Below are 25,281 nucleotides of genomic sequence, written 5' to 3' on the forward strand. Positions count from 1 at the left end.
CTAGGTGAGATCCCCTATATCCCGATACTGAGTGCCCGGTAATGCGCCGAAGACTTTAGAGTGGTCCCCGTGGCGAAGAAGAGTCTGGCACGCAAGACCGCGTACGCCGGCGGGGGTGTTCTGGCCGCGACGGCCGCGTTCGCCGGGGTCCTCGTCGCGGAAGCGGCGCTTGCCGTCAGAGCGACGCATCAGGTCAAGATGCCGGTGGCACCCTCCCCGACCGGGTGGTACGGAGCACGGCAACCGGGGCGACCGATCAGCATCGCGCTGCTCGGCGACTCGAGCGCCGCAGGCTATGGGATGACCGAGGTCGAGGACACGCCCGGCGCCGTCCTCGCCTCCGGCGTCTCCGAGAAGGCACACCGGCCGGTGCGCCTGCACGACCTCTCCGAGATCGGCGCCAAGTCCTCCGACCTGCACCCGCAGGTCGAGAAGGCGATCGCCGCCGACGCCGACATCGCGGTCATCTTGGTCGGCTCCAACGACGTGATCCGCCGGGTGCGCCCTCGGGTCGCCGTGAGCCACCTAGCCCAGGCCGTCATCCGGCTCCAGGAGGCCGGGGTGACGGTGCTCGTCGGCACCGTCCCCGACCTCAGCACCGCCACCCCGATCCTGCCGCCGCTGCGGTCGATCATGCGGGCCTGGTCGATCCGTATCGCCGCCGGGCAGATCTTCCACGTCATCCGCGCCGGTGGCCACACGGTGTCGCTGGGCGACGTCCTCGGTCCGGCCTTCAAGGCCACCCCGGCGTTCTGGTTCGGCGCCGACCAGTTCCACCCCTCCGCCGCCGGCTACCACGCCCTCGGCGAGGTGCTGGTGCCGCCGACGCTCTCTGTGCTCGGCCTCGTCGGCGACGAGAACGCCATCCTGGAGACCTACAACGGCAAGCAGGTGATGCCGCTGGCGGCAGCCTCGCTCCGCGCCGTCATCCGGCCAGGAACCGAGATCGACCCGGCCCCGCGCCCCCGTGGCCGCTTCGGCCGCAACTGGGCCCGTGCACGTTCCTTCGAGAACGAGCAGCGCGAGCCTCGCCGGGGCGAGCGCCCCGACGAGACTCCCCCGGTCGCCGAGCGCCACCACGCCCAGCGCTGACGACAAACAAACCGCCCCGCTCCGGAAAGGAGCGGGGCGGTTTATTTGTTGGACTGATCAGTCCTGCTGGAAGATCGCCAGCAGGCGGAGCAGGTTGGTGTAGATCCAGACGAGGCTGACGGTCAGACCGAAGACGGCGCGCCACGACTCACGCTCAGGGAGCTGGGCACGGATGCCGTACTCGATCTGGTCGAAGTCGAGGATCAGCATGAACACACCGAGCGCGAGGCCGGCGATGGCGGTGATCATGCCGAGCGTGCCGAAGCCGAAGAGGCCGAAGCTGGCGCCGAACATGCCGAGCACGAGCTCCATCAGGCTCAGGCCCACCATGCCGAACATCGCGGCGATCACGAAGGTGCGGAACTTGTTGCCGACCTTGATGTTGAAGAACTTGTACGCAGCCAAGGTGCCCGCGAACGCGGCGAAGGTGCCGATCACGGCCTGGACGACGATGCCGCCCCCGAACATGGCGTCGAAGGTCTTGCTCAGCGCGCCCAGCGCGATGCCCTCGGCGAGAGCGAAGGCCAGGACCAGCGCCGGGCTGACCACGCGCTTGAACGAGTTGACCAGCGACAGGATGAACGCGGCACCGGCACCGAGGGTCGCGGCCAGGTAGAGCGGCGCGAGGTTGGCGTTGGAGCTGATGTCGGGGGTCATGATCCACGTCGCGATGGCGGCCAGGAAGACCACGCCGAGCGTGATCGCACCCTTCTGCACCACCGAGTCGATCGTCATGGGGGCGCCCGTGGTGGGAGCCTCGGGGCCGCCGGTCGACCACTGGCTCGGGTCCTGCCCGTATCCGGCGTACGAAGCCCCGTTGCCACCGTAGGTCGCGTTGCCGTAGGCGTTCTGCGACGGCTGCCCGAAGCCCTCTGCCCTACGGAACACCGGGTTGTTGCTCTGCATCTGGGGGTCACTCCTCGAAAGCGACTGGAAAGTCGCCGCCACGGTGGCGGCTCCTGCGGCCAGCGTACCGGCCCTGTGTCTCACTCAACGTCCGGGACAACCCTGATGTTCCGGGGATCGCAGAGTGCCCCGGGTGGGACTCGAACCCACACTGAAGCGTTTTTAAGACGCCGTCCTCTGACCGATTGGGATACCGGGGCGCGCGGCCGACCTTAGCGTCATAAGTACGTCTGGCGCTGGTGCAGCGCGTGGGCGCCGGCGACGCGGTCGATGAAGAGCAGGCCGTTGGTGTGGTCGATCTCGTGCTGCAGGCAGCGGGCCTCGAAGGCGTCGGTGACGATCTCGACGGTCTCGCCGGTGACCGGGAGCTGGCCGCGTACGGTCAGCCGGGAGGCCCGCTTCACGTCACCGGTCAGATCGGGGACGGACATGCAGCCCTCGCGCGCCTTCTCGTTGCGGCTGGCCCCGATGACCTCCGCGTTGCACAGGACGTACGTCCCGTGGTGGGTCTTGGTCTTGACGTGGGTCGAGACGTCGACGCAGAAGACCCGGGCCGAGACTCCGACCTGGTCGGCGGCCAGGCCGACGCAGCCTGGCGAGACCCGCATGGTGGCGATCAGGTCGGCGGCGAGCTGGACGGTCTCGGGGGCGGTGGGGTCGACGTCCTTGCCGGGCACGGAGAGGACCTGCGCGGGAGCGCGTACGACCTCGAGGACCTTGCCCTCGACACCCAGCTCGGCCTCGGTCCAGGCCACGACCCGTTCGTTCACGCTCACAGGTCGTCGGCCTCGATCGGCCGCAGGGTGGCGTCGACGCCGAGCTCCTGGGTGACCCGCTTGATCGACGCCTCGAGCACGGAGACGTCGACGTCCGCCGGCAGCTCGAGCTCGGCGACGACGACATAGAGATCCCCGGAGAGACGGGTGGTCAGATCGGTGATGTTGCCGCCGACGGCGGCGATCTCGGCGGTCACCGTGGAGACGATGCCCGGGCGGTCGCCACCGTGGACGGAGAGCACGAAGAGCTGGCCGGCGCCGGCCGGCGCCTGCTCCTCGGGGAGCTCGTAGACCGTGACCGTGAGGGTGCCCTCGGCCGCGATCGGCTCGAGATCGGCCTGGATGGCCTCCGTGGTCGCCTCGCCCGCGCAGAGCAGCGTCATCGCGAAGTGTCCGCGGAGCCGGGTCATCGTCGAGTCCTCGAGGTTGAGTCCGAGTCCGGCCAGGCGGGCGGTGGTGTCGGCGATGATCCCCGGGCGGTCGTGTCCCAGGACGGTGATGGCGTGGATGGTCACCAAACCATTGTCACCCGCGGCCCGCCGATGGCGGACCGCGGGTGACTCAGATGGACTTCTCTAGCCGCAGCTCAGCCGCGGAACCACTTGTCCTTCTCCTCCTCGGGAGAGTCGACCGGCTCGGGAGCGAACTCGGGCGTGCCCTCCGAGGTGGGCTTGACCGCGGTGTCGCCACCGCCCAGGTCGTCGTAGGACGCCTTGTCGGGGTCGGCCGGCGGGGGCGGCGGAACCTCGGTGGCGTACGGGTCGGCCGGGGCGATCGGGTCGGTGAGCGGGTCACCGGTGACCCCGGCCTGCGGGGCAGACGGCGCCGGCGGAACCGGCGGAGCCGGCGGGTAGCCGCCGTACTCGCTGCTCGAGGACGAGCCGGTGGTCGACTCCGGGGCCTCCGGAGCGGCCGCCGGGGTGGACGTCGGGGTGGAGCCGTTGCGGTGCAGCTTCTCGGAGGCGACCTCGGCCGCGGCCGTGACCTTCTCCTTGGCCTGCTCCGCGTAGGGACCGGCCTTCTCCTTCACCGTGGCGGCGTAGGGACCGGCCTTGGCCTTGGCGGCCTCGGCATAGGGAGCAGCCTTCTCCTTGATGGGCGCCGCCTTCTCCGAGGCGGTCGCGAGGGCCGACTGGACGCGCGGGTCATGGGTGACCTTGTTCGCGCCGGCCTTCAGCTGCTCAGACTTGTTCTTGACCAGCACGCCGACACCAACGGCAGCGATGGCAAGCAGGATGAGCTTTTTCACTTCTTGACCTTCCGAGAGACAGCATTTGGTTCTGTTTGATGGGATATTCGCCGGTAAACTTAGACCTAGGCGTCAAACACCAAGATGCCATAAAAACAGATCAAGTCCCCCGACATGCCTAGTCTCTAACGGACCAGGCGATTCCGTCGAGGATGTCGGACTCGGAGACCAGAAGAGACTCGACCCGCGAGCGCCTCAGGATCCGGCTGAGGATCACTCCACCGGCGGCGATCACGTCGGCCCGGCCGGGGTGCATCCAGGGCAGCGCCAGGCGATCCTCGACGGTCATCGCCAGCAGGCGGTCGACGAGCCGGTAGACGTCGTCGGGCGCGACCTCGGCGTGATCGGTGGCGGTGCGGTCGTACGCAGCCAGCTCGAGCAGGCCCATGGCCAGCTGGATCATGGTGCCGCCGACGGCGACCACGGTGTTGGCCGTGGCCGGGTCGACGGGGCAGTCGTCGAGGTGGGCGTCGATGTCGCGTACGCAGGCCTCGATCTCCTCCCGCGTGGGCGGGTCGGAGCGCAGGTGACGCTCATGCAGACGCACCGAGCCGATGTCCATGCTGTCCGCCGCGCCGACGCCCAGTGTCGGGCCATCACCGAGGATCAGCTCGGTGGACCCGCCGCCGATGTCGATCACCAGCACGGGCGGTTCCGGGGTGCCGCGCAGGTTGCGGACCGCGCCGCCGAAGGAGAGCGCCGCCTCCTCCGCCCCGGTGACGACCTCCGGCGTGACCCCGAGCCGAGCACGTACGCCGTCGATGAAGGTCGCCGCGTTGCCGGCGTCCCGGGTGGCCGAGGTGGCCACGAAGCGCACCTTCTCGACACCGTGCTCGCGGATCAGCGTCGCGTACTCGTCGATGGCCCCGAAGGCGCGCTGCAGGGCCTCCTCCGCGAACACGCCGGTGCGGTCGACACCCTGTCCGAGGCGGACCATGCGGGCCTCGCGTACGTCCTCGTTGAGGCCGTCGGCGGTGACCGTCGCGATCAGGAGCTTGATGGTGTTGGTGCCGCAGTCGATGGCAGCGACCCTCGTCACTGCTCCTCGTCCTCCAGCTCCAGGTCCACGCAGGGACCGGACTTCCACCACTCGCCGAGGCGCTCGAGCACCTCGTCGCCGAGCGGGTTGACGCCGGGGCCCTGGGCCAAGGCCTGGCCGGCGAGGACGTGCAGGCACTTGACCCGGTTGGGCATCCCACCTGCGGAGATGCCGTGGATCTCGGGCGGGTCGCCGAGCTCGTAGCGAGCCTCGAGATAGGCCTCGTGGGCCTTGGCATAGGCGGCGGCGAGCTCCTCGTCGGACGCCAGCCGCGCCTCCATGTCCTTCATCACGTGGGTGCCCTCGAGGGTGCCGATCTTCGAGGCGGCCCGCGGGCACGTGAGGTAGAAGGTCGTCGGGAACGGGGTGCCGTTGGGCAGCCGCGGCTCGGTGGTCACCACATCGGGCAGCGAGCACGGGCAGCGGTGCCCGACCTCGTGGATCCCCCGTGGCTCGCGTCCCAGCTGTGCCGTGATCGCGGACACGTCCTTGGGATCGATCGCCATGTCTTCAGTCTTTCTTCTGCTTGGGCGGGTCGATCTCCGACTCCGGCCCGTCTCCTGTCTGCTCCGGCGGGTCACCGGCCAGCAGCACGGAACCCCACGCATCGTCCCACCAAGCCTTCGGCTGCTCCGCACTGCCCACCTTGCCGGGGTCGGTGAGCTCCGGCTCGGTCTGGATGCGCTCGCCGTTCTCGTCGAGGGCGACGTACGCCGTCTCGCCCGGCATCACGAACCCGAACCGCTCCCGGGCCTGCTGCTGAACGTAGGCGGGGTCCTCCCAGCGACGGGTCTGCTCCTCGAGCCGCTTGATGTGTTCCTTGCGCTCGGCGATCTCGGTCTGGAGGGCGTTGATGTCATGGCGCTGCTGGATGTAGGCGCGCAGCGAGGAGGCATAGGAGATCACCATCACGGCGGCCACGACGATGATCATCATCGCCCGGCCGGTGAGCTTGGGCCGGCGCAGCCGCTTTCGCAGCGCATCGATGCCGCCGATGCCGCCGATCGACGCCGGGCGGGCCGGGATGGGGGCGCGCGGCCGTCGCCCCGGCCCCTGCGGGGCCCGAGGACCGCGTACGCGCTTGCTCTGACCGGGTCCCTGCGTTGCCACGTCGCTCATCCTCCCATCCACGACCTACCTCCTGGCGGCAGACGCGCGGCGGCCCGTGTCCTGAGGACACGGGCCGCCGCGGCGTACGGAACTACCTACGCCTGGTAGCGCGGGAAGGCGGAGGCGCCGGCGTAGCGGGCGGCCTCGCCGAGCTCGTCCTCGATGCGGAGGAGCTGGTTGTACTTCGCCACGCGCTCGGAGCGGGCCGGGGCGCCGGTCTTGATCTGGCCGGAGCCGACGGCGACGGCGAGGTCGGCGATGGTGGTGTCCTCGGTCTCGCCGGAGCGGTGGGACATCATCGTCTTGAAGCCGGCGCGGTGAGCCATGTCGACGGCGTCGAGGGTCTCGGTGAGCGTGCCGATCTGGTTGACCTTGACCAGCAGCGCGTTGCCCTGACCGCCCTCGATGCCGCGGGCGAGGCGCTCGACGTTGGTGACGAACAGGTCGTCGCCGACGAGCTGGGTCTTGGAGCCGATGGCGTCGGTGATCGCCTTCCAGCCGTCCCAGTCCTCCTCGTCGAGGGGGTCCTCGATGGAGACGATCGGGTAGGCCGCGACGAGCTCCGCGTAGTAGGCGGTCATCTCCTCGGCGGTCTTCTTCGCGCCCTCGAAGAGGTACGCCCCGTCCTCGTAGAACTCCGAGGCGGCCACGTCGAGCGCGAGGACGACGTCCTTGCCGAGCTCGTAGCCGGCCTTGCCGATCGCCTCGGCGATCAGGTCGAGGGCGGCGCGGTTGGACTCGAGGTTGGGCGCGAAGCCACCCTCGTCACCGAGGCCGGTGGCCAGGCCCTTCTCCTTCAGCACGGACTTGAGCGCGTGGTAGACCTCGGCGCCGATGCGCAGCGCCTCGGCGAAGGTCGGCGCGCCGATCGGCGCGATCATGAACTCCTGGATGTCCACGTTGGAGTCCGCGTGCGAGCCACCGTTGAGGATGTTGAGCATCGGGACCGGGAGCACGTGGGCGTTGGGACCACCGACGTAGCGGAACAGGGAGAGACCCGCCGAGTCGGCGGCGGCCTTGGCGACCGCGAGCGAGACGCCGAGGATCGCGTTGGCGCCGGCCTTGGCCTTGTTGGGGGTCGCGTCGGCCTCGATCATCGCCTGGTCGATGGCGCGCTGGTCGTCGGCGTCGAAGCCCTCGATCGCGGGTGCGAGGGTCTCCACGACGGCGGTCACGGCGTTCTGCACACCCTTGCCGCCGTAGCGCTCGCCACCGTCGCGCAGCTCGACGGCCTCGAAGGCTCCGGTCGAGGCACCACTGGGGACCTGGGCGCGGGCGAAGGTGCCGTCGTCGAGGACGACCTCAACTTCGACAGTCGGGTTGCCTCGCGAATCGAGGATCTCGCGGGCGCCTACGGCGTCGATCGATGCCACTGAACTACTCCTGGGTCAGGACTGGATTGATAAAGGCGGAGGTGTCGTCCGTCAGCCTATTACCCGGCCGGGTGAGCCTGGCGATTGGAACGTTAACCGGTCGGTAGGGCCACTCCGACCCACGCCCACCTGGTGTTCACGTCGAGGTCGGCACCTCGTCGCCACGTCGATGCCTCAGGGTGCGGTGCCGCCCGGATCGTTCCTCCGGCAACAATTCCCCGAGAGGAACCCTCACATGCTTCTCCGCAAGAACCGCCTCGCACTCGCCGGGGTCGGCGTCCTGGCCATCGGGGGCCTGGGCGTCTCGCTGATGACCGTCCTCGGTGGCACCGCCACCGCCGATCCGGGCCGGCACCGCGAGTTCAGCAGGCTCGCGACCTATCCGGTCTTCCAGAACGTGCCCGCCGGGGTCGACCCGGCCGACCCGACCGTCGCCGAGATCTCGGCCGTCTCCGAGGACGGCAGGACACTGGCCTACACCGACGCGGCCGGCGGCCGCATCGGCTTCCTGGACATCACCGACCCCTCCTCACCGAAGGGCATCGGCAGCCACGACGTCGCCGGCGCGAAGGGCGGCTCGCCGACGTCCGTCTCGATCGTGGGCGACCACGCGCTCGTCGTCGTCGACGAGTCGACCTACCCCGGCCTCGAGGACACCGAGTGGGAGGACGAGGAGCCTGCCGTCGGCACCCGTGCCGGGCGGATCGACGTGATCTCGCTGGCCGCTCCGCACGAGGAGGTGGCCTCGTACGACCTGGGCGGTCAGCCCGACTCGATCGCGGTCAGCCCCGACGGGACGTACGCAGCGATCGCGATGGAGAACCAGCGCAACGAAGCCGCCACCCCTGCCGGCGGCGAGGAGGGTGACCTGCCCCAGGCGCCGGCCGGATCGGTCAAGATCGTCGGCCTCGACGGTGGGCCGGCCGAGTGGCGGATCACCGACGTGGCGCTGCTCGCCTCGCTGTTGAAGGGGCTGGACACTCCGGAGGACGCCGAGCCGGAGTACGTCGACATCAACGCCGACAACCAGCTCGCGCTCACGCTGCAGGAGAACAACGGCGTCGCGATCATCGACCTTCCGTCCGCGACCGTCGAGACGGTGTGGAGCGCCGGGAACGCGGTCGTCTCCGGTGTGGACGCGAGCAAGGACGGGCTGTTCGACCCGGTCGACACCATCGACGCACCGCGCGAGCCCGACTCGATCCAGTGGGTCGGCAAGGGCCTGGTCGCCACCGCCAACGAGGGCGACTGGAAGGGCGGCACCCGCGGCTGGACCGTCTTCCGCGCCGCGACCGGCGAGGTGGTCTGGGACGCCGGATCCACCTTCGAGGACCTAGCCACGAAGTACGGCCTGCACAACAACGACCGCGCCGCCAAGAAGGGCGCGGAGCCCGAGGGGCTGGCCTTCGAGAACTTCGGCGGCGTCCCGTACGCCTTCGTGGGCTCCGAGCGCAGCAACTTCGTGGCCGTCTACGACATGCGTACGCCTTCGGCCCCGAGGTTCACGCAGGCGCTGCCCGCGACCAACGGGCCCGAGGGGCTGCTGCCGATCCCGTCGCGCAACCTGCTGGCGATCTCCTCGGAGGAGGACTCGGCCGAGGACCTGGTGCGGGCGTCGGTCTCGCTCTACGGGTTCGGCCGGAGGTCGTCTTCGTTCCCCACCGTCGAGTCGGCCTCCCGGAACGGCAAGCCGATCGGCTGGGGTGCACTCGGGGCGCTCTCGAAGGTGCCCGGCGAGCCCGGCAAGCTCTACGCCGCCAGCGACGCGGCCTACGCCACCGGCCGGATCTACACCCTCTCGGTGAACCGCTCCCCCGCCGTGATCCGCGACGTCCTCGAAGTCACCGACTCCTCGGGCGAGGTGGCCGAGGGGCTCGACATCGAGGGCCTGGCCGCCCGTCGTGGCGGTGGCTTCTGGGTGGCCAACGAGGGTGCGACCGGTGCCAGGAACGCGCTGCTCCGCCTCGACCGCGACGGCCGGATCGCCGAGACGGTGCCGCTGCCCACAGAGATCGCCGAGAAGGTCGGCAAGTGGGGCCTCGAGGGCGTCACGGTGACCGGGAAGCGCCGCTCGGAGAAGGTGTACGTCGCGCTCCAGCGCCCGCTGTGGGCCGACTCGACCGCGAAGAAGCCAGGCGTGGACGGCGCGGGCACCGCCCGGATCGGTCGCTACACCCCGGCGACGGGTGAGTGGGAGTGGTTCGGCTACGGCCTGGAGTCGACCTCGGTGGCCGGTGACTGGCTCGGGTTGTCCGAGATCACCGCCGTCGACGACGACACCCTCGCGATCATCGAGCGCGACAAGCAGAACGGCACCACCGCCGCGATCAAGCGGGTCTACACGATCGAGGTGCCCCGCCGAGGCGTCATCGGGCTCAGCCCAGTGACCCCGCTGCGCAAGCGCCTTGCGTACGACCTGCTGCCTGCGCTGCAGGCCGGCCACGGATGGACCCAGGAGAAGCTCGAGGGCTTCACCATCGGCGCCGACGGTCGCGCCTACGCGGTCACCGACAACGACGGCCTCGATGACGCCACCGGAGAGACGGTCTTCCTCGACCTCGGTCGGGTATCCAAGCGCTGAGGATCAGCATCACGCCGGCCCGTCACCGTTTCGGTGGCGGGCCGGCGTGATTCTTGGACTGGGTCAGTCTTCGGAGCAGCGGTCGGCCGGAAGATGCGTGCCGGCCCACTCGGTGAGCGCGCCGAGGGTCGGCGCGAGCGCGGCACCGGATCCGGTGAGCGCGTAGCGAACAGCCACCGGCGGGCCGGGGTCGACCTCACGGGCGAGCAGGCCCAGGCCGGCCAGCTCACTGAGCCGCTCGGAGAGCATCGAGTCGCTGATGCCGGCCACCGCTCGCTTGAGTTCGGCGAAGCCGAGCGGGCCCTGGGTCAGGCTGCCGAGGATCACGCCGTTCCAGCGCTTGCCGAGGAAGTCGAAGGCCCGCACCAGCGCTGCATTGCACACCTGCGGATCGTGTGCGGGCTTCGTCGCGGGCATGCATCCCAGCGTACAGGACTTGCCTGAATCCCGAGGTACTACTATTTTCGAAGTAACCGGAATATCCCTAGTAACCACGGAGTTCAGAGCAACATGACCGAGACCACTGCCCTCGAGACCAATACGCTCGAGAAGCTGGACGACCGCGGCCGCCAGATCGTCTTCACCGGTGCGCGCACGTCCAACACCTTCGCCGACACCCCTGTCACCGACGACGAGCTCGCCGACGTCTGGGAGCTCACCCGCTGGACTCCGACGATGGCCAACACCCAGCCGCTGCGCGTCGTGTTCGTGCGCACGGGAGAGGGCAAGGAGCGCCTCCTCCCGCACATCGCCGAGGGCAACCTCGAGAAGACGAAGGCTGCGCCGGCGACCGCGATCGTCGCCTACGACAACAACTGGCACGAGGAGATCCCCAACGTCTTCCCGATCCGCCCGGAGATGAAGGACTACTTCGAGGCCGACGAGACCGCCCGCCACGGTGCCGGCGGCTGGTCCGCGGGCCTGCAGGCCGGTGCCCTCATCCTCGCCGTCCGCGCCGCCGGTCTCGCCGCCGGCCCGATCGCGGGCTACGACACCGCGGGCGTCGACAAGGAGTTCTTCCCCGAGGGTGACTGGACCACCAAGATGATCGTCAACATCGGCCACCCGGGCGAGAACCCGTGGTTCGACCGGCTCCCCCGCGTGGAGACCGAGGCCGCGGTGAAGTGGGCCTGACCAGCTGAACTGTTCGTTCGAGGCGCTCGCTTGCCGTCACGGCAGGCGAGCGCCTTTAACTTTCGCCAGAATACAGTTAGCCAAGCTAAACTTTGCCTCGATGTCCGTGACTCACACCAGCCCCCGCCTCACCTTCGCCATCGTCGCCATCGGCGTCTGCTCCTACTCCCTGCTGCAGTCGGTCTCCGTACCGACGATGCCGCTGATCCAGACCGAGCTGGAGACCGACCAGGCGACCGCGTCCTGGATCCTGACCGCGTTCCTGCTCTCGGCCTCGGTCGCGACCCCGATCATCGGCAGGATGGGCGACTCGTTCGGCAAGCGCCGGATGTACGTGTGGAGCCTGGCCGCCCTCACCGCCGGCGCCCTTCTCGCCGCCGCGGCGCCCAGCATCGAGGTCATGATCGGGGCGCGGATACTGCAGGGGCTGGGTGGCGGCACCCTGCCGCTCGCCTTCGCGATCCTGCGTGACGAACTGCCCAAGGAGCGCGTCGCCGGTGCGATCGCGGTGACCTCGTCCCTGCTCTCGATGGGCTTCGCGGCCGGGATCGTGCTGGCAGGTCCGGTCGCCGAGACGCTCGGCTTCCGGGCGCTGTTCGTGCTGCCCGCCCTGGTCGCGGCCGGCGCCGCGATCGCCGCGCTGTGGCTGGTGCCCGAGTCCCCGGTGCTCACCCGCGAGCCGATCCCGCTGCTCCCCGCCGTACTCCTCGCCGGGTGGCTGGTCGCGCTCCTCCTCGGTGTCAGCCGGGCACCGTCGTGGGGCTGGACCTCGCCCGCCACCATCGGTCTGCTCGGTGCCGCCGTCGTGCTCCTGGCCACCTGGATCCGGGTCGAGTGGACCGTACGACAGCCATTGGTCGACCTGCGCCTGATGGGCCGCCGCGGCGTATGGACCGCCAACCTGGTCGCGCTGCTGATCGGCATCGCGATGTACGCCTCCTTCGGCTTCATCCCGCAGCTGACCCAGACCCCGCCGTCGGCCGGCTACGGGTTCGGCGCGTCGGTCACCGTCGCCGGCTACCTGATGCTCCCGACGGCCATCACCTCGTTCCTGTGCGGTCTGGTCAGCGCCCGGCTCGCCGAGCTCATCGGGATGCGCCGCATCCTGGTCATCGGCGGACTGCTCACCGCGGTCTCCCTGGCCATGGTCGCCTTCGTCCACGACGAGCCGTGGCAGATGTGCGTCGCCGCCGGGCTCTCCGGCTTCGGCACCGGCCTGGTCTTCGCCAACCTCGCCAACGCCGTTGTGGCCGCAGTGCCACCGGAGCACACCGGCGTGGCCACCGGGATGAACGCCAACATCCGCACCGTCGGCGGCACCATCGGTACCGCGGTCATGACCTCCCTGGTCACCGCCCACACCCTGCCGTCGGGCTACCCGACCGAGCAGGGGTACGTCAACGGCTTCGGCTTCCTCACCGTCGTCGCCCTGGGCGCGGCCCTAGCGGCCATGCTCATCCCCCTGGCTCCGCGAAAGGTCGCCCCCGCCGGCCGAGAAGTCACGTACGCGAACCGAGGCGTCGCTCCCGTCGGCCGAGACGGCAGTGAGGTGCCGTGTCGGCCGACGTAACTGACGTCTCGGCCGACGTATGTGCCGTTTCGGCCGACGTATGTGCCTATTCGGCGGGGTGGGCGCGTTCGGCGGCCTTGGCGGCCGACCAGAGCTTCTCGACCTCTTCGAGGGTGTAGCGGCGGCCGGAGGCGGCCTCGGGGCCGAAGACGTGGGGGTTCCGGCGCTTCATCTTGGCGGTGAGGCCGGCGATGACATCGTCCATGGTGAACTCGCCGGCCTCCTCCGCGATGGCGGCGTGGAAGTAGACCTGGAGCAGGAGGTCGCCGAGCTCCTCCTTGAGGTGCTCGGGGTCGGCCTCGTCGATGGCCTCGAGTACCTCGTCGGACTCCTCGCGCAGGTACTGCGCCAACGACGCGTGGGTCTGCGACGACTTCCACACGCACCGTTCACGCATCAGCCGCATCAGGTCGAGGAACTCGACGAGCCCCTCCCCCGATGCGTACGTCCTGCCCTCGTCGTCGGCTGGGCTCAATCCAGCGCCCCGAACGCGCTCAGGCACTGCCGCAGCAGCACGCCGCGACCGCCCTCCATGTCGCCGACGACCTCGTCGGAGGCGGCCTCGGCCGGTGTCATCCAGGACAGCTCCAGGGCGTCCTGGCGCGGCTCGCACTCGCCGGTCACGGGGATCACGTAGACCAGCGAGACCGCATGCTGGCGCGCGTCCTGGTAGCGCTCGCCGGGCCACGGGAAGTATTCGGCGACGGTCACCGGCACCGTGGTCAGCGGCAGGGTCGGGAAGGCGACCGGGCCGAGGTCCTTCTCCAGGTTGCGCATCAGCGCGTCGCGGATCCGCTCACCGTGCAGCACCCGGCCGGAGACCAGCGACCGGGTGATCGTCCCGGTCGTGGGTGAGCCGCGCAGCAGCAGTCCGACCTCGGTGACCCGGCCGTCGGGGTCGACACGCACCGGGACCGCCTCCACGTAGAGGATGGGCACGCGCCCGCGGGTCTCGCCCAGCTCCTCCTCGGAGAGCCACCCGGGCTCGGTGTCCCACTCGTTGCCGAAGGGCTCCTCAGGGAAGGACTGCTCGCCGAAAGCCTCCATCGTCATGCGTCGATCCTGCCAGACACAGGCGTACGTCACGGAGCAACGGCGCCGCAGTGTGGACTCTCACCGACGCAGGGCCAGGAAGCTGTCGGCCTTGAACGCCTTCTCGACCATCCACCAGGAGAAGCCGTCGTAGTAGGGACGCGCCTCGTCGCGGTCGAGGATCCGCGGCTGGGTGGCGGCGTGGTCGCGGCCTTTCCAGGTGATCGTGCACTCGCCGGCGGCCAGCACGTTGCGGACCCAGTTGGTGCCGGCACCCCACGGGAGCGTGATCACGAACTCGTCCTCGGTGTGCAGCAGGGCGACCGGGAGGCTCAGGTCGCGTCCGGTCTTGCGGCCGCGGTGGTGCACCACGGCCCAGAGCGGAAAGAGGCGGCGCCCGGCCATCCTCCGCATCATCGGGGCGGTCGCCTTCGCCATCCGCCAGGAGTCGTTGCTGGGAGTGATCGTCGTCGTCATGCTCCCACTGTGCCCAGGGTCGCGGGGTCGCCGCTTCCCGGACAGTGGGCAGCCGGGCTGACGGGTTCCCGTCAGTGCTTCCTCAGGCCGCGCCGTTGCGGATCGCCCAGGCGGTGGCCTCGGCGCGGCTGCGTACGCCGAGCTTGCGGTAGAGGTTGGCGGCGTGGCGCTCGACGGTGTGCTCGGCGATGCCGAGATCTCGGGCGATCGAGGCGTTCGTACGTCCCGTGGCGATCAGCCGCAGCACCTCGCGCTCGCGCGTGGTCAGTGCCGTCGGCCCCGTCGTGGCCGGTCCCGAGCCGGTCGCGGACCCGCGGTGCACCTCGCCGGTCAGGAACCAGCGGCTCACCATGGCGAGGTCGCGGGCTCCGCCCTCGACGAACAGCGTCGGGGTGCTGCCCTCGAGCTCGACCAGCGTTCCGTTGCGTACGCCGTCGGCCAGGCGCCGGGACACCTCGACCGGGATCTGGCTGGCTGCCTGCCGGTGCAGCACGAGCGTCGGCGCCACCACCTGGTCGAGGAGGTCGCTGACGTCCATCCGGGCGGCCTCCGCGAACCAGTCGCGGGCGACCGCGGGCGTCGCTGCGGTGCGGAACGCCTCGGCGACCCGGCCGGCGTTCTCACCCGACCCCCATCCCAGCCAGGCGGTCGCGGCGGCGTCGGCGAAGAGGTCCCAGTCCTGCTCGACCAGCGACAGCAGCGCCTGTGTCTGCGCGGGGCCCATCGCCTCGCGCATCCGCGCCGCCCCTCCGAACAGGAGCATCCGGTCGACGCGTTGCGGGTTGGTCGCTGCGTACGCCACCGCGGCCGCGACCGCGTGGTAGTAGCCGAGCAGGTTGACCCGGTCTGCCCCGACCGCCTCGATGACCGCCTCCAGGTCGCGCAGGTGTGCGTCGAGGCCGAGGTCGCCGGCGCGTCGGTCCGAGGAGCCGGTGCCGCGGCCGTCGTAGAGCACGAGCGTCAGGTCCTGACTGAGCCGTTCGTAGGCCATCCGCAGCGCGGGCACCCGCCACTGCGCCCGGATGTTGCTGAGCGAGGGCATCCAGATCATCACGGGCCCGCTCCCGACGGCCTGGTAGGCGATCGCGATGTCGTCGCTGGTCTGCGCGTAGCGCACCTCTGGCTCGCCGGTCACGCGGCCATTCTTGCGCGTGGGAGGGGTGAGTAGCGTCGTTGTCATGAACCGAGTCCTCCTCATCGGGCTGGCGCCCGAGGCAGTCGACCTCTCCGACGCACCGATCGACCTCGCTACGTTGAAGGAGCGGATCGCCGTCGGCAACGCCGAGGTCGCCGATGCCGGCTACGACGCGCTCTCCTGCGAGATCGGCACCGGTGTCGACGACGCCGTCGCGCAGGTGCGCGAGGCGCTCGGACAGAAGACCTGGGACATCGTCATGATCGGCGGCGGTGTCCGGGCCGTCCCTGCCCACACCGAGCTCTTCGAGGCGATCGTGAACCTGGTCCACGAGCTCGCGCCCGGGGCACGCTTCGCCTTCAACGCGGGCCCCGACACGACCCTGGCGGCGCTGCGCCGCGCGGCCGGCGCTCGAACCTGAGTCGGCTGACTCAGGTGTCGAGCCGCGCCACGGCGGCGTCGTACAGCGTCTGCGCGGCCTCCGCGGCCGCGTCGGCGGCGGCGTGCGTGACCGGCTTGCCGAGATAGTTGTTGGCGTTGCGGTCCAGGCGCATCACGTCGTAGTGGGCGGCCGCGTCGCGCGGCGGCGGGGTGTCGAAGATGGCGGCGAGGAACCTGCCGACCTTCACATGGCCACCGGCGCCGTACGTCGTCTTGTAGCCGTAGCCGGCAAGGACGGCCTCGCCGACGTCGTGGGCGGCCTTGTAGGCGAGGTTGTAGCGGTTCTCGGTCCGGGTGACGTTGGGTACGTCAGCGAGGGCCGACTCCGCGCCGGCCAGGAAGGCACGGGCCTTCTTCTCATCGGGTCTCACGGCGCGCAGGGCGCCGGAGCGTACGAGCGCGTCAACCGCCTTCTGCTGCGCCGGGGTCAGCGGCAGGGGCATCCGGTCCTCCTCCATAGATCTCGATCACCGGGCTGGCCCGGACCTCCTCGAGGAACCCGGTCTGCTCCTCGGCCTCCTCCGGGCTCATGATCGTCGGGTTCACGATGCGTCCGACGCTGTCGGAGACCTCCCGGCAGACGCGGTAGACCGCCCGTGCGTCGGGACTGCCGATCACCATCAGATCGATGTCGTTCGGCGGCGGCCCCGGCTCGCCCTTCGCCCTGGCCGCGAACGAGCCGAAGAGGAAGGCCCGCTCGATCCCGTCGAGGTCCTCGAGGGCCTCCCGGAGCAGCACGACCGGACCGGTGACCGTCAGCAGGATCTCTCGCGTCGGCGCCAGCAGCGGGCTCTGCTCGTTTCCCCTGATGAGCCGCGTCCTTCCGACTCGGCGGTCGACGAGCAGACCCGCCTCGAGCAGCCGCGCGACCTCGCGATGGACCGTCGGATAGGGCAGCCCGGCCCGCTCGGCGAGGTCGGTCATGCTCATCTCCTCGGCCGGCAGCAACAGTTCCGAGAGCAGCAGCGCCTGCGCCTCCGACCGGAACAGAGGCGCGAGCACCGGAGCCTGATTTCTCACAAAATGGATAATAACCTCCATTTTGTGGATATGGAACCCTCAGGTGAGCGGGTCGACGATCGCGTCGATGACGACCCTGGCCCAGTCGAGGAGATCCGGGCCGTCGAGGGGCTTGGCGGGGAAGCCGGAGGAGACCGGGCGCGGGACCATGATGGTGTCCAGCTGCGGCTTGACCAGGGACTTCGGGTACATCCGGTTCAGCCGGACGACGCGGGAGTCGGGCAGCGACACCGGGTGGAAGCGTACGTTCTTGCCGGCCAGGGTGACCTCGGAGACGCCGGCCTGGCGGGCGCGGGCGCGGAAGCGGGCGACCTGGAGCAGCGAGGAGACCTCCGCGGGCGGCTTGCCGTAGCGGTCGAGGAGCTCGGCGGCGACCGACTCGACGTCCTCGTCGGAGCGGACCTCGGCCAGGCGCTTGTAGATCTCGAGCCGCAGCCGCTCCGAGGGGATGTAGTCGTGGGGCAGGTGGGCGTCGACGGGGAGCTCGATGCGTACCTCGTTGAGCTCTTCGGCGGCGCCGTCCGGGCCGGCCTTGAACTCGGCCACGGCCTCACCGACCAGCCGCACGTAGAGGTCGAAGCCGACGTCGGCGATGTGGCCGGACTGCTCGCCACCGAGCAGGTTGCCGGCGCCGCGGATCTCGAGGTCCTTCATCGCGATCGCCATGCCGCCGCCGAGGTCGGAGTGTTGCGCCAGGGTGGCCAGGCGCTCGTGGGCGGTCTCGGTGAGCGGCTTCTCGCCGGGGTAGAGGAAGTAGGCGTAGGCGCGCTCACGCGAACGGCCGACACGTCCGCGGAGCTGGTGGAGCTGCGACAACCCCAAGGTGTCGGCGCGCTCGATGATCATCGTGTTGGCGTTGGAGACGTCGAGGCCCGACTCGACCAGCGTGGTGCACACCAGCACGTCGAACTCCTTCTCCCAGAAGTCGACCATCACCTGCTCGAGCTGCTTCTCGTTCATCTGGCCGTGGGCGACCGCGACCCGCGCCTCGGGCACCAGCTCGCGGATCCGCGCGGCCGCCTTCTCGATCGAGTTGACCCGGTTGTGGATGTAGAAGACCTGTCCCTCGCGGAGCAGCTCGCGCCGCACCGCGGCAACGATCTGGCGGTCCTCGTAGGCCCCGACGTACGTCAGGACCGGGTGTCGCTCCTCGGGCGGCGTGGTGATCGTGGACATCTCCCGGATGCCGGTGATCGACATCTCCAGGGTGCGCGGGATAGGCGTGGCCGACATGGACAGGAAGTCGACCGAGGTGCGCAGGCGCTTCATCGCCTCCTTGTGCTCGACTCCGAAGCGCTGCTCCTCGTCGACGACGATCATGCCGAGGTCCTTGAACCGGATGTCCTTGTTGAACAGGCGGTGGGTGCCGACGACGATGTCGATGGTGCCGTCGGCGAGGCCGGCCATGACCTCGGCGGCCTCCTTGTCGGTCTGGAACCGGGACAGCCCGCGTACGTTGACCGGGAAGCCCGACATCCGCTCCATGAAGGTCGACAGATGCTGGGAAACCAGCAGCGTCGTCGGCACCAGCACGGCGACCTGCTTGCCGTCCTGGACCGCCTTGAACGCCGCCCGCACCGCGATCTCGGTCTTGCCGTAGCCGACGTCACCGCAGACCAGCCGGTCCATCGGCACCGGCCGCATCATGTCCTGCTTGACCTCGTCGATGACGGCGAGCTGGTCGGCGGTCTCCTGGAACGGGAAGGCGTCCTCGAGCTCGCGCTGCCAGGGGTTGTCGGGGCCGAACTGGAAGCCCTTGGTCGCCTGCCGCGCGGCGTAGAGCTTGATCAGCTCGGCGGCGATCTCGCGTACCGCCTTGCGCGCGCGGGCCTTGCGCTTCTGCCAGTCGGCGCCGCCGAGCCGGTCGAGGCTGGGCTGCTCGCCGCCGACGTACCTGGTGACCTCGTCGAGGGCGTCGGCCGGGACGTAGAGCCGGTCGGCCGGTCCGCCGCGCTTGGAGGCGCCGTACTCCAGGACGAGGTATTCGCGGGTCGCGCCCTGCACCTCGCGCTGCTTCATCTCGATGAACTGGCCGACGCCGTGCTGCTCGTGGACGACGTAGTCGCCTGGCTTGAGCTCGAGCGGGTCGATCTGCTTCTTGCGCCGCGCGGGCATCTTGACCATGTCGCGCGTGGACGACTTCTGCCCGGAGATGTCCTCACCGGTGAGCACCACGAGCTGGTTGCCCTCGTCGATGAAGCCGTGGTTGAGCCGGGCGTGGACGACGGTGACCGTCTTGTGGACAGGCTTGGCGCTCTCTTCGTCACCCTCTGCCAGGCGGGCAGGGACGTCGCGCTCGCCCAGGGCTTCGACCGTACGCTGCGCCGTGCCGTGCGCGGGCTGGACCACGACCACGCGATAGGAGTCGTCGCGCCAGCTCTCGATGTCGGTCAGCGCGGCAGCGGTGTCGCCGCGGTAGGCCTTCGCGGGCTGCCAGTCGATCTTGCGAGTGGCGACGCCGACGACGTCGGGGTCGGTCTCAGCGGCCTGGTCGTCGAGGCCGAACGGGCTGACCGACCACCACGGCTTGCCCAGGGCGATGGCGTGCGCGCGTACGTCGGCCAAGTCCTTGTAGGAGGCCGCGGAGAGGTCGATCGGGGCGACTCCCCCGCTGGCCGCGGCGGCCCAGGAGGCGCCAAGGAACTCCTCGGCGGTGGCGACCAGGTCGTGGGCGCGGCTGCGGATCCGCTCGGGGTCGAGCAGCAGGACGTGGCTGTCCTCCGGGATCAGGTCGAGCAGCAGCTCCATGTCGTCGACGAGCGCGGGCGCCAGCGACTCCATGCCGTCGACCGCGATCCCGGCGGCGATCTTGTCGGTGAGCTCGATCAGGGTGGGGTGGGCCTCGCCGAGCGCCTTGGCGCGCGCCCGGACCTCCGGGGTGAGCAGGAGCTCGCGGCACGGCGGGGCCCACAGCCGCTCGGTCTCGCCGCCGTGCTCGGCAGGGATGGCACGCTGGTCGGCGACCGCGAAGTGACGGATCGAGTCGACCTCGTCGCCCCAGAACTCCACGCGTACGGGGTGCTCCTCGGTCGGCGGGAACACGTCCACGATGCCGCCGCGGACGGCGAACTCGCCGCGCTTCTCGACCAGGTCGACGCGGGAGTAGGCCGCGTCGGCGAGCTTCTGGACGACGACGTCGAGGGTCGCCTCCTGACCGGTGATCAGCTCGACCGGCTCCAGGTCGCCGAGGCCCTTGACCTGCGGCTGCAGCACGCTGCGGACCGGGGCGACGACCACCTTCAGCGGGCCGTGGGCACCGTCAGCGTCGGGGTGGCGGAGGCGACGGAGCACGGCGAGCCGACGTCCGACGGTGTCCGACCGCGGGGAGAGTCGCTCGTGCGGCAGCGTCTCCCAGCTCGGGTAGTAGGCGACCGAGTCGGGCGGGAGCAGGTCGGTCAGGTCGCTGACCAGATCCTCGGCCTCGCGAGAGGTCGCGGTGACCGCGAGGACGGTGCGCTCCTGGCGTACGAGACCGGTGACCACGAACGGGCGGAGCGCCTCCGGCCCGGTGACGTCGAGCGCGAGCATCCGGCCGCCCTTGGCCTCCGCCATCACCTCGCTCAGGGCAGCATCGCGCAGGACGAGATCGGCGAGCGGGGCGAGGATCACGGGTGACTCCAAAAAGACAGGCAAGCACGAGAGCCCCCGGCCGGGAAGACAGGGGGTGCTGGACCCAGTCTAGAAGACGTGTGTAAAGACGTTTGACTTCGAGCGCACGCGAGGCCGGAGCGTGGATCGCATGAGATACACGACCATCGGAACAGGCGCCGGGTCACGGCGCGTCAGCAAGCTCGCGCTCGGCGTGATGCGGTTCGGGACGGACACGGACGTCGAGACGTCGTACGCGATCCTCGACCGCTTCGTCGAGGCCGGCGGCACCTTCGTCGACACCTCCAACAACTACGCCTACTGGGCCAACGGCACCCAGGGCGGCGAGAGCGAGACCGTGCTCGGGCAGTGGCGCCGAGACCGCGGGATCAGCGAGGAGCTCGTCATCTCCACCAAGGTCGGCGCACGCCCGACGGACGTCGTCGAGCGGGTCGAGAACGGGTGGGCGAACCAGCGCAACCGCACCTGGGAAGGGCTGGCACCGGAGAACGTACGCGAGCAGGCCGACCGCTCCCGCGAGCGCCTCGGCGTCGAGCGGCTCGACCTCTACTACGCGCACGTGCCGGACATGAACGGCGTGCCGCTGGAGGAGTACGCCGCGGGCTTCGCCGCCCTCGTGAAGGACGGTGTCATCGGCCAGTTCGGACTGAGCAACCACTGGTCCTGGCAGGTCGAGCGGGCGCGGGCCGTCAACCCGGAGGAAGCCCGGCCGGGCGTGCTGCAGTATCACCACACCTATCTGCGGATGCGTACCGACATCCCCAACCCACGGCTCTCGGTCGACGGCGAGATCGGCGTGGCCGACGCATCCCTGCTCGCCTACCTACGGGCGACGCCGGGGCTGACGCTGGTGGCCTACACGCCGCTGCTCACCGGCGCCTACACGAATCCTTCGAAGCCGCTCGATCCCGCCTACGACCATCCCGGGACGACTGCGCGGCTCGCGGTGCTCGACGAGGTCGCGGCCGAGACCGGCGCGACCCGCAACCAGGTCGTGCTGGCCTGGATGCTCGGCGACGCCCTTCCGGTGATCCCGCTGGTCGGGGCCTCATCGGTCGCCCAACTCGACGAGAGCCTGGCGGCGGTCGACCTGGAGCTCAGCGAGGAGCAGAGGGCTCGGCTCGACGCTGCTGGGCGATGAGCTCGGCGTCGGGATCGGTCTCGCCGACCGCCGCGGCGTAGTAGGAGACCTTGAACTCGATGGCGTCGAGATGGGCAGCCGTCTCCTCCAGCTGCGCGCGCACCCGGTCGCGGTGTGCGCGCAGCAGGGCGAGGCGCGCCTCCTCGTTGCCGGAGCCGTCGCGGACCATCTCGGCGTAGCGCCGGATCTCCCGGATCGGCATCCCCGTCGAGCGCAGTCTGGTGATCAGGGTGATCCAGCCGAGGTCGCCCTCGGTGTAGGCACGGTGGCCCGACCCGTTGCGGCCGACGCCGAGCATCAGCCCGTCACGCTCGTAGTAGCGCAGCGTGTGCGCGGTCAGGCCGGTCCGCTCGGCCACCTCGGCGATGCTGAGCCCGTTGCTGTGCGCCTGCGTCGTCATGGACCCCAGTGTCCTGGTTCGAGTGCACTCGAAGTCAAGCCATTCAGAGGGCCGACCCGCCGGTCAAGTCGAGCGTCTCGCCGGTGACCCAGCGCGCCTGGGGCGAGGCGAGGAAGCCGACCGCGTCGGCGACGTCCTCCGGCGTGCCGATCCGGCCGAACACGGAGAGCGCGTCGGCCTGCGCCCTCGGCCCGGGCAGGTTGATCCAGTCGGCGTTGATGTCGGTCTCGATCACGCCGGGGAGAACCGCATTGACCGTCGCGCCACGTGCGGCGAGCGGCGCGGCCAGCGAGCGGGTGAGGTTGTTGATCCCGGCCTTGGCCGCGGCGTACGCCAGGTGGGTCGGCGCCGCGACCCGCGTGTAGCCGGTCGACACGTTGATGACGCGGCCACCCTCGCGCAGGTGCGGAGCGACCGCCTGGGTCAGGAACATCGGCGCGATCAGGTTGACCTCGAGCACGCGGCGCGCGGTGGCCGGGTCGAGCTCGTGGAGCTCCTGGTTGCCGTTGATGCCCGCGTTGTTGACCAGGATGTCGAGGCCGGCAACCTCATCGAGCACAGTCTCCTCGAGGGCAGCCGCCGTCCACGCCTCCGCGATCTCGGCCGCCGCCTTCGCGCCGTCCTCGCCGAGGTCCGCCCCGATCAGGACCGCCCGGGCCCCGGCCGCCTCGACGAGCCGCGCGGTCTCCTCGGCGGCCGCGCGGTTCGAGCCGTAGTGGACGCCGATCAGGCCGACGCCGTCGGCGGCCAGACGTACGGCGATGGCGCGGCCGATCCCGCGCGAGGCTCCGGTGACGAGTGCGTTGCGAGTCATCTCGGTCTCATTTCTGTAGTAGTCGCTAAATAATGCGGTGAGGGTTAATGTAGGGATCACTATGGAAATGCGCAAGCCCTCCCGCGGACGTCCGCGCTCCTTCGACGAGGACGCGGTGCTCGACGCCGTGATGCGGGCGTTCTGGGAGCACGGGTACGAAGGCACGAGCGTCGCGACGCTCGAGGCCGCGACCGGGCTGAAGGCACCCAGCCTCTACGGGGCGTTCGGCTCCAAGGAGCTGCTCTACCAAACCGCCCTCGAGCGCTACGCGAGCGAGCACGGCACCGTGCTACGGCCCAACGGGCCGGCTCGCGAGGCCATCTCGGAATTCCTGTACGAGGCCGCCGACCGGTTCAGCGAGAGCGGCCTTCCGCCGGGCTGCATGGTCTCGACGGCCGCGCTGGCACTGGGCACCGCCCAGCGCGGCGTCGCCACCCGCCCGGCGAAGATGCGCTCGGAGACGCTCGCCGGGATCGAGCAGCGATTGCGGACCGCGGTCACCGAGGGTGAGCTGCCGGACGGGACCGACGCGGGCGCCCTGGCGCGGCTCTTCGGCGCGGTGATCCAGGGCATGTCGGTGCAGGCGATCGACGGCGCCACCCGGCAGGAACTGCGCGGGCTCGCCACGGCCGCGATGGCTGCGTGGCCGCGATGACTTTGGGCGGATCGCTGAGAACCAGGACGTACGTCGCCGGGGCTGCGGTCCTTCTGCTCGCACTCAGCGCCTGCGGCGGGGCGCCCGAGGCCGAGCCGTCGCCGACGACCAGCGCCTCGGCTCCTTCGACCTCGGCGGAGCCGTCACCCAGCGACGTACCTTCGTCTTCTTCTCCGGCTGTCGCGAAGCCGGGGACCGTGCCGCCACCATGGCTCGGCACCCGGGTGCTGACGGAGGACGCGGAGGGCTACGGGATCGCCGGGCCGACGCCGAAGGAGCTGCGCAACCGGGCGTGGACGCTGCCGGACATGATGCCGATGCTGCCCGGTGACGGCTTCGCGGCTGAGGTCGACATCGCGCCGGACGACGTGATCGCGCGCTCGACCTGGGTGCCGGGGTGCCCCGTCTCGCGGCAGGAGCTGGCGTGGGTGCGGATGACGTTCTGGGGCTTCGACGGCGCCCGCCACACCGGCGAGATGCTGATCAACGCGCGAGTCGCCGAGGACGTCGTCGGGGTCTTCCGGCGGCTCTACGAGGCGAGGTTCCCGATCGAGCAGATGGACATCACCACGAAGGCGGCCCTGGACGCGCCACCGACCGGCGACGGCAACGGCACCGGCGGATTCGTCTGCCGCCCCTCAGTCGGCCAGACCTCGTTCTCCCAGCACGCCTACGGCCTGGCGATCGACCTGAACACCTTCCAGAACCCGTACGTCAAGGGCGACCGCGTCATCCCCGAGTTAGCCCGCTGGTATCTGGACCGGTCCAGGAAGGCGCCCGGGATGATCCACGAGGGTGACGTCGTGGTCCAGGCCTTCGCCGACATCGGCTGGGAGTGGGGCGGCGACTGGAACTCGCTGAAGGACTACCAGCACTTCAGCGAGAACGGCACCTGATACTCAACGCCGAGTCAGGCGGACTCGGCCTCGGCGAGCTCGCGCTTCCAGTCGCGGAAGGTCTCCTCGGTGCGGCCGCGGCGCCAGTAGCCGGAGATGGAGAGGTCGGCCTTCGGGACGCCGCGCTCCTTGAGGAGGTAGGGGCGGATGCCGTGCATGGTGACCGCGGCCTCGCCGTGGACGAAGGCGTGGACGCGGCCGTCGAGCCACTTCAGGTCGCGGATGGCAGTGACCAGCGGCTGCTCGTGGCCCTCGGCGTCCTCGGCGGCGTGGTGGGTGTGACCGCCGGTGACCAGCCAGGTCACCTCGACGCCGGCGGGGTGGTCGAGCGGCTGCTCGTGGCCCGGCGCCGGAATGTCGATGACGGCGTAGCCGCGGGCGTCGGCCGGCAGCGCTGCCAGCGCGGCGCGGATGGCCGGCAGAGCGGTCTCATCACCGGCGATCAGGTGCCAGTCGGCCTCCGGGTCGGGCGAGTAGGCACCGCCGGGACCGCGAGCCGCGAGGGTGTCGCCGGGCTTGGCCGCGGCGGCCCAGGGGCCGGCGTACCCCTCCGTGCCGTGAACGACGAAGTCGATGTCGAGGGTGCCCTCCTCGACCGAGGGGTTGAGAGCGGTGTAGGTGCGCACCACCGCGCCGTCGTCTTGAGGAAAGACGAGCTTCACGTAGCGGTCGGTGAAGACGCTCGACGAGAAGGCGCTCAGGTCCTCGGAGCGGAAGCTCACCCGGATCATCGTCGGACTGAGCCGCTCGGTGGCGGTGACGACGAGGATGGTCTCGGGCTTGGCGGGACGGGTCATGTAGGCAACCCTAACTTGCCTTCAAACACGCCGG

At 70.2% G+C, this 25,281-nt stretch carries 27 protein-coding genes and 1 tRNA gene; 8 read left to right on the forward strand and 20 right to left on the reverse strand.

Annotation, left to right across the window (positions count from 1 at the left end; translation table 11 throughout):
- The first annotated feature begins 69 nt into the window (after positions 1-69).
- Positions 70-1,092 carry an SGNH/GDSL hydrolase family protein gene (locus tag OH802_RS27895; RefSeq protein WP_406023616.1) on the forward strand — a complete coding sequence of 341 codons (1,023 nt, stop codon included), beginning with the start codon at positions 70-72 and terminating at the stop codon, positions 1,090-1,092.
- A gap of 57 nt (positions 1,093-1,149) precedes the next feature.
- On the opposite strand, the gene OH802_RS27900 is transcribed toward OH802_RS27895, so the two are convergent.
- From OH802_RS27900 to eno, 9 genes are all read right to left on the reverse strand, one after another.
- Entirely contained in the window at positions 1,150-1,998 is an 849-nt protein-coding gene (locus OH802_RS27900) for a Bax inhibitor-1/YccA family protein (protein ID WP_406023617.1), read from the reverse strand.
- A gap of 125 nt (positions 1,999-2,123) precedes the next feature.
- Positions 2,124-2,198: transfer RNA gene (locus OH802_RS27905), tRNA-Leu, on the reverse strand.
- 18 nt (positions 2,199-2,216) lie between these two features.
- On the reverse strand, positions 2,217-2,774 hold the full coding sequence (gene def, locus OH802_RS27910; RefSeq protein ID WP_406023618.1) for a peptide deformylase: 558 nt from the start codon (positions 2,772-2,774) through the stop codon (positions 2,217-2,219).
- Positions 2,771-3,289 carry a glycine cleavage system protein R gene (locus tag OH802_RS27915; protein WP_406023619.1) on the reverse strand — a complete coding sequence of 173 codons (519 nt, stop codon included), beginning with the start codon at positions 3,287-3,289 and terminating at the stop codon, positions 2,771-2,773. Before OH802_RS27915 ends, def begins: the two co-directional genes overlap by 4 nt.
- 71 nt (positions 3,290-3,360) lie before the next feature.
- Entirely contained in the window at positions 3,361-4,023 is a 663-nt protein-coding gene (locus tag OH802_RS27920) for a hypothetical protein (protein ID WP_406023620.1), read from the reverse strand.
- Between the two features lie 118 nt (positions 4,024-4,141).
- Positions 4,142-5,062 (reverse strand): exopolyphosphatase, encoded by a 921-nt coding sequence (locus OH802_RS27925; protein WP_406023621.1) that lies wholly within the window; start codon positions 5,060-5,062, stop codon positions 4,142-4,144.
- Positions 5,059-5,568: a DUF501 domain-containing protein gene (locus OH802_RS27930; protein WP_141803236.1), complete on the reverse strand. Its 510-nt coding sequence runs from the start codon at positions 5,566-5,568 to the stop codon at positions 5,059-5,061. Before OH802_RS27930 ends, OH802_RS27925 begins: the two co-directional genes overlap by 4 nt.
- 4 nt (positions 5,569-5,572) lie before the next feature.
- Positions 5,573-6,172 carry a septum formation initiator family protein gene (locus tag OH802_RS27935; protein WP_406023622.1) on the reverse strand — a complete coding sequence of 200 codons (600 nt, stop codon included), beginning with the start codon at positions 6,170-6,172 and terminating at the stop codon, positions 5,573-5,575.
- A 95-nt stretch (positions 6,173-6,267) separates the two neighbouring features.
- Positions 6,268-7,545: a phosphopyruvate hydratase gene (gene eno, locus OH802_RS27940; RefSeq protein ID WP_406023623.1), complete on the reverse strand. Its 1,278-nt coding sequence runs from the start codon at positions 7,543-7,545 to the stop codon at positions 6,268-6,270.
- 235 nt (positions 7,546-7,780) lie between these two features.
- Between eno and OH802_RS27945 the strand changes: the two genes are divergently transcribed.
- Complete coding sequence (locus OH802_RS27945) at positions 7,781-10,126, forward strand: esterase-like activity of phytase family protein (RefSeq protein WP_406023624.1); 2,346 nt, start codon at positions 7,781-7,783, stop codon at positions 10,124-10,126.
- Positions 10,127-10,189: 63 nt separating this feature from the next.
- Here OH802_RS27945 and OH802_RS27950 read toward each other — a convergent pair whose 3' ends face one another.
- Positions 10,190-10,543, reverse strand: coding sequence for a helix-turn-helix domain-containing protein (locus OH802_RS27950; RefSeq protein WP_350662075.1), 354 nt, complete (start codon positions 10,541-10,543; stop codon positions 10,190-10,192).
- Between the two features lie 93 nt (positions 10,544-10,636).
- Here OH802_RS27950 and OH802_RS27955 point away from each other — a divergent pair, with 93 nt between their 5' ends.
- Together OH802_RS27955 and OH802_RS27960 are read left to right on the forward strand one after the other, a co-directional pair.
- Entirely contained in the window at positions 10,637-11,260 is a 624-nt protein-coding gene (locus tag OH802_RS27955) for a malonic semialdehyde reductase (RefSeq protein WP_406023625.1), read from the forward strand.
- A gap of 100 nt (positions 11,261-11,360) precedes the next feature.
- A complete protein-coding gene (locus OH802_RS27960) occupies positions 11,361-12,830 on the forward strand; it encodes an MFS transporter (protein ID WP_406023626.1) in 1,470 nt (489 codons plus the stop codon).
- A 46-nt stretch (positions 12,831-12,876) separates the two neighbouring features.
- Here OH802_RS27960 and OH802_RS27965 read toward each other — a convergent pair whose 3' ends face one another.
- From OH802_RS27965 to OH802_RS27980, 4 genes are all read right to left on the reverse strand, one after another.
- Positions 12,877-13,305, reverse strand: coding sequence for a MazG nucleotide pyrophosphohydrolase domain-containing protein (locus OH802_RS27965; RefSeq protein WP_378822105.1), 429 nt, complete (start codon positions 13,303-13,305; stop codon positions 12,877-12,879).
- Complete coding sequence (locus OH802_RS27970) at positions 13,302-13,883, reverse strand: NUDIX hydrolase family protein (RefSeq protein ID WP_355021663.1); 582 nt, start codon at positions 13,881-13,883, stop codon at positions 13,302-13,304. The genes OH802_RS27965 and OH802_RS27970 overlap by 4 nt, the downstream gene beginning before the upstream one ends.
- 60 nt (positions 13,884-13,943) lie before the next feature.
- Complete coding sequence (locus OH802_RS27975) at positions 13,944-14,339, reverse strand: hypothetical protein (protein WP_406023627.1); 396 nt, start codon at positions 14,337-14,339, stop codon at positions 13,944-13,946.
- Positions 14,340-14,421: 82 nt separating this feature from the next.
- On the reverse strand, positions 14,422-15,474 hold the full coding sequence (locus OH802_RS27980; protein ID WP_406023628.1) for an alpha/beta fold hydrolase: 1,053 nt from the start codon (positions 15,472-15,474) through the stop codon (positions 14,422-14,424).
- A 43-nt stretch (positions 15,475-15,517) separates the two neighbouring features.
- Here OH802_RS27980 and OH802_RS27985 point away from each other — a divergent pair, with 43 nt between their 5' ends.
- Positions 15,518-15,895 (forward strand): hypothetical protein, encoded by a 378-nt coding sequence (locus OH802_RS27985; protein WP_406023629.1) that lies wholly within the window; start codon positions 15,518-15,520, stop codon positions 15,893-15,895.
- Positions 15,896-15,905: 10 nt separating this feature from the next.
- Here OH802_RS27985 and OH802_RS27990 read toward each other — a convergent pair whose 3' ends face one another.
- The 3 genes from OH802_RS27990 to mfd are packed head-to-tail and all read right to left on the reverse strand — an operon-like array spanning position 15,906 to position 20,487.
- A complete protein-coding gene (locus OH802_RS27990) occupies positions 15,906-16,358 on the reverse strand; it encodes a hypothetical protein (RefSeq protein WP_406023630.1) in 453 nt (150 codons plus the stop codon).
- Positions 16,318-16,935, reverse strand: a complete 618-nt coding sequence (locus tag OH802_RS27995) for a MarR family transcriptional regulator (protein ID WP_406023631.1) — start codon at positions 16,933-16,935, stop codon at positions 16,318-16,320. The genes OH802_RS27990 and OH802_RS27995 overlap by 41 nt, the downstream gene beginning before the upstream one ends.
- Positions 16,936-16,974: 39 nt before the next feature.
- The gene (gene mfd, locus OH802_RS28000) at positions 16,975-20,487 is read right to left on the reverse strand and encodes a transcription-repair coupling factor (RefSeq protein WP_406029429.1); all 3,513 of its coding nucleotides are present in this window, start codon (positions 20,485-20,487) and stop codon (positions 16,975-16,977) included.
- 187 nt (positions 20,488-20,674) lie between these two features.
- Here mfd and OH802_RS28005 point away from each other — a divergent pair, with 187 nt between their 5' ends.
- The gene (locus OH802_RS28005; RefSeq protein WP_406023632.1) at positions 20,675-21,685 is read left to right on the forward strand and encodes an aldo/keto reductase; all 1,011 of its coding nucleotides are present in this window, start codon (positions 20,675-20,677) and stop codon (positions 21,683-21,685) included.
- On the opposite strand, the gene OH802_RS28010 is transcribed toward OH802_RS28005, so the two are convergent.
- Positions 21,642-22,085, reverse strand: a complete 444-nt coding sequence (locus tag OH802_RS28010) for a MerR family transcriptional regulator (RefSeq protein ID WP_378822149.1) — start codon at positions 22,083-22,085, stop codon at positions 21,642-21,644. The two genes, OH802_RS28005 and OH802_RS28010, sit on opposite strands and share 44 nt — an antisense overlap.
- A 43-nt stretch (positions 22,086-22,128) precedes the next feature.
- Positions 22,129-22,899, reverse strand: a complete 771-nt coding sequence (locus OH802_RS28015; protein WP_406023633.1) for an SDR family NAD(P)-dependent oxidoreductase — start codon at positions 22,897-22,899, stop codon at positions 22,129-22,131.
- Positions 22,900-22,966: 67 nt separating this feature from the next.
- On the opposite strand from OH802_RS28015, the gene OH802_RS28020 reads away from it, so the two are divergent.
- Both OH802_RS28020 and OH802_RS28025 read left to right on the forward strand, forming a co-directional pair.
- The gene (locus OH802_RS28020; RefSeq protein ID WP_406023634.1) at positions 22,967-23,554 is read left to right on the forward strand and encodes a TetR/AcrR family transcriptional regulator; all 588 of its coding nucleotides are present in this window, start codon (positions 22,967-22,969) and stop codon (positions 23,552-23,554) included.
- Positions 23,551-24,450 (forward strand): M15 family metallopeptidase, encoded by a 900-nt coding sequence (locus tag OH802_RS28025; RefSeq protein WP_406023635.1) that lies wholly within the window; start codon positions 23,551-23,553, stop codon positions 24,448-24,450. Before OH802_RS28020 ends, OH802_RS28025 begins: the two co-directional genes overlap by 4 nt.
- Before the next feature lie 14 nt (positions 24,451-24,464).
- Here OH802_RS28025 and OH802_RS28030 read toward each other — a convergent pair whose 3' ends face one another.
- A complete protein-coding gene (locus OH802_RS28030) occupies positions 24,465-25,247 on the reverse strand; it encodes a siderophore-interacting protein (protein ID WP_406023636.1) in 783 nt (260 codons plus the stop codon).
- Between the last annotated feature and the right edge of the window lie 34 nt (positions 25,248-25,281).

The sequence above is a fragment of the Nocardioides sp. NBC_00850 genome (genome assembly GCF_045207335.1).
Lineage (GTDB): Bacteria > Actinomycetota > Actinomycetes > Propionibacteriales > Nocardioidaceae > Nocardioides.

Bases quoted from the DNA above. Each gene is read 5' to 3' on its own strand.
- OH802_RS27900 (WP_406023617.1), bottom strand. From the start codon at position 1,998: ATGCAGAGCAACAACCCGGTGTTCCGTAGGGCAGAGGGCTTCGGGCAG.
- OH802_RS27930 (WP_141803236.1), bottom strand. From the start codon at position 5,568: ATGGCGATCGATCCCAAGGACGTGTCCGCGATCACGGCACAGCTGGGA.
- OH802_RS27945 (WP_406023624.1), top strand. From the start codon at position 7,781: ATGCTTCTCCGCAAGAACCGCCTCGCACTCGCCGGGGTCGGCGTCCTG.
- OH802_RS27950 (WP_350662075.1), bottom strand. From the start codon at position 10,543: ATGCCCGCGACGAAGCCCGCACACGATCCGCAGGTGTGCAATGCAGCG.
- OH802_RS27955 (WP_406023625.1), top strand. From the start codon at position 10,637: ATGACCGAGACCACTGCCCTCGAGACCAATACGCTCGAGAAGCTGGAC.
- OH802_RS27960 (WP_406023626.1), top strand. From the start codon at position 11,361: ATGTCCGTGACTCACACCAGCCCCCGCCTCACCTTCGCCATCGTCGCC.
- OH802_RS27970 (WP_355021663.1), bottom strand. From the start codon at position 13,883: ATGACGATGGAGGCTTTCGGCGAGCAGTCCTTCCCTGAGGAGCCCTTC.
- OH802_RS27975 (WP_406023627.1), bottom strand. From the start codon at position 14,339: ATGACGACGACGATCACTCCCAGCAACGACTCCTGGCGGATGGCGAAG.
- OH802_RS27985 (WP_406023629.1), top strand. From the start codon at position 15,518: ATGAACCGAGTCCTCCTCATCGGGCTGGCGCCCGAGGCAGTCGACCTC.
- OH802_RS27990 (WP_406023630.1), bottom strand. From the start codon at position 16,358: ATGCCCCTGCCGCTGACCCCGGCGCAGCAGAAGGCGGTTGACGCGCTC.
- mfd (WP_406029429.1), bottom strand. From the start codon at position 20,487: ATGGCGGAGGCCAAGGGCGGCCGGATGCTCGCGCTCGACGTCACCGGG.
- OH802_RS28005 (WP_406023632.1), top strand. From the start codon at position 20,675: ATGAGATACACGACCATCGGAACAGGCGCCGGGTCACGGCGCGTCAGC.
- OH802_RS28010 (WP_378822149.1), bottom strand. From the start codon at position 22,085: ATGACGACGCAGGCGCACAGCAACGGGCTCAGCATCGCCGAGGTGGCC.
- OH802_RS28015 (WP_406023633.1), bottom strand. From the start codon at position 22,899: ATGACTCGCAACGCACTCGTCACCGGAGCCTCGCGCGGGATCGGCCGC.
- OH802_RS28020 (WP_406023634.1), top strand. From the start codon at position 22,967: ATGCGCAAGCCCTCCCGCGGACGTCCGCGCTCCTTCGACGAGGACGCG.
- OH802_RS28025 (WP_406023635.1), top strand. From the start codon at position 23,551: ATGACTTTGGGCGGATCGCTGAGAACCAGGACGTACGTCGCCGGGGCT.
- OH802_RS28030 (WP_406023636.1), bottom strand. From the start codon at position 25,247: ATGACCCGTCCCGCCAAGCCCGAGACCATCCTCGTCGTCACCGCCACC.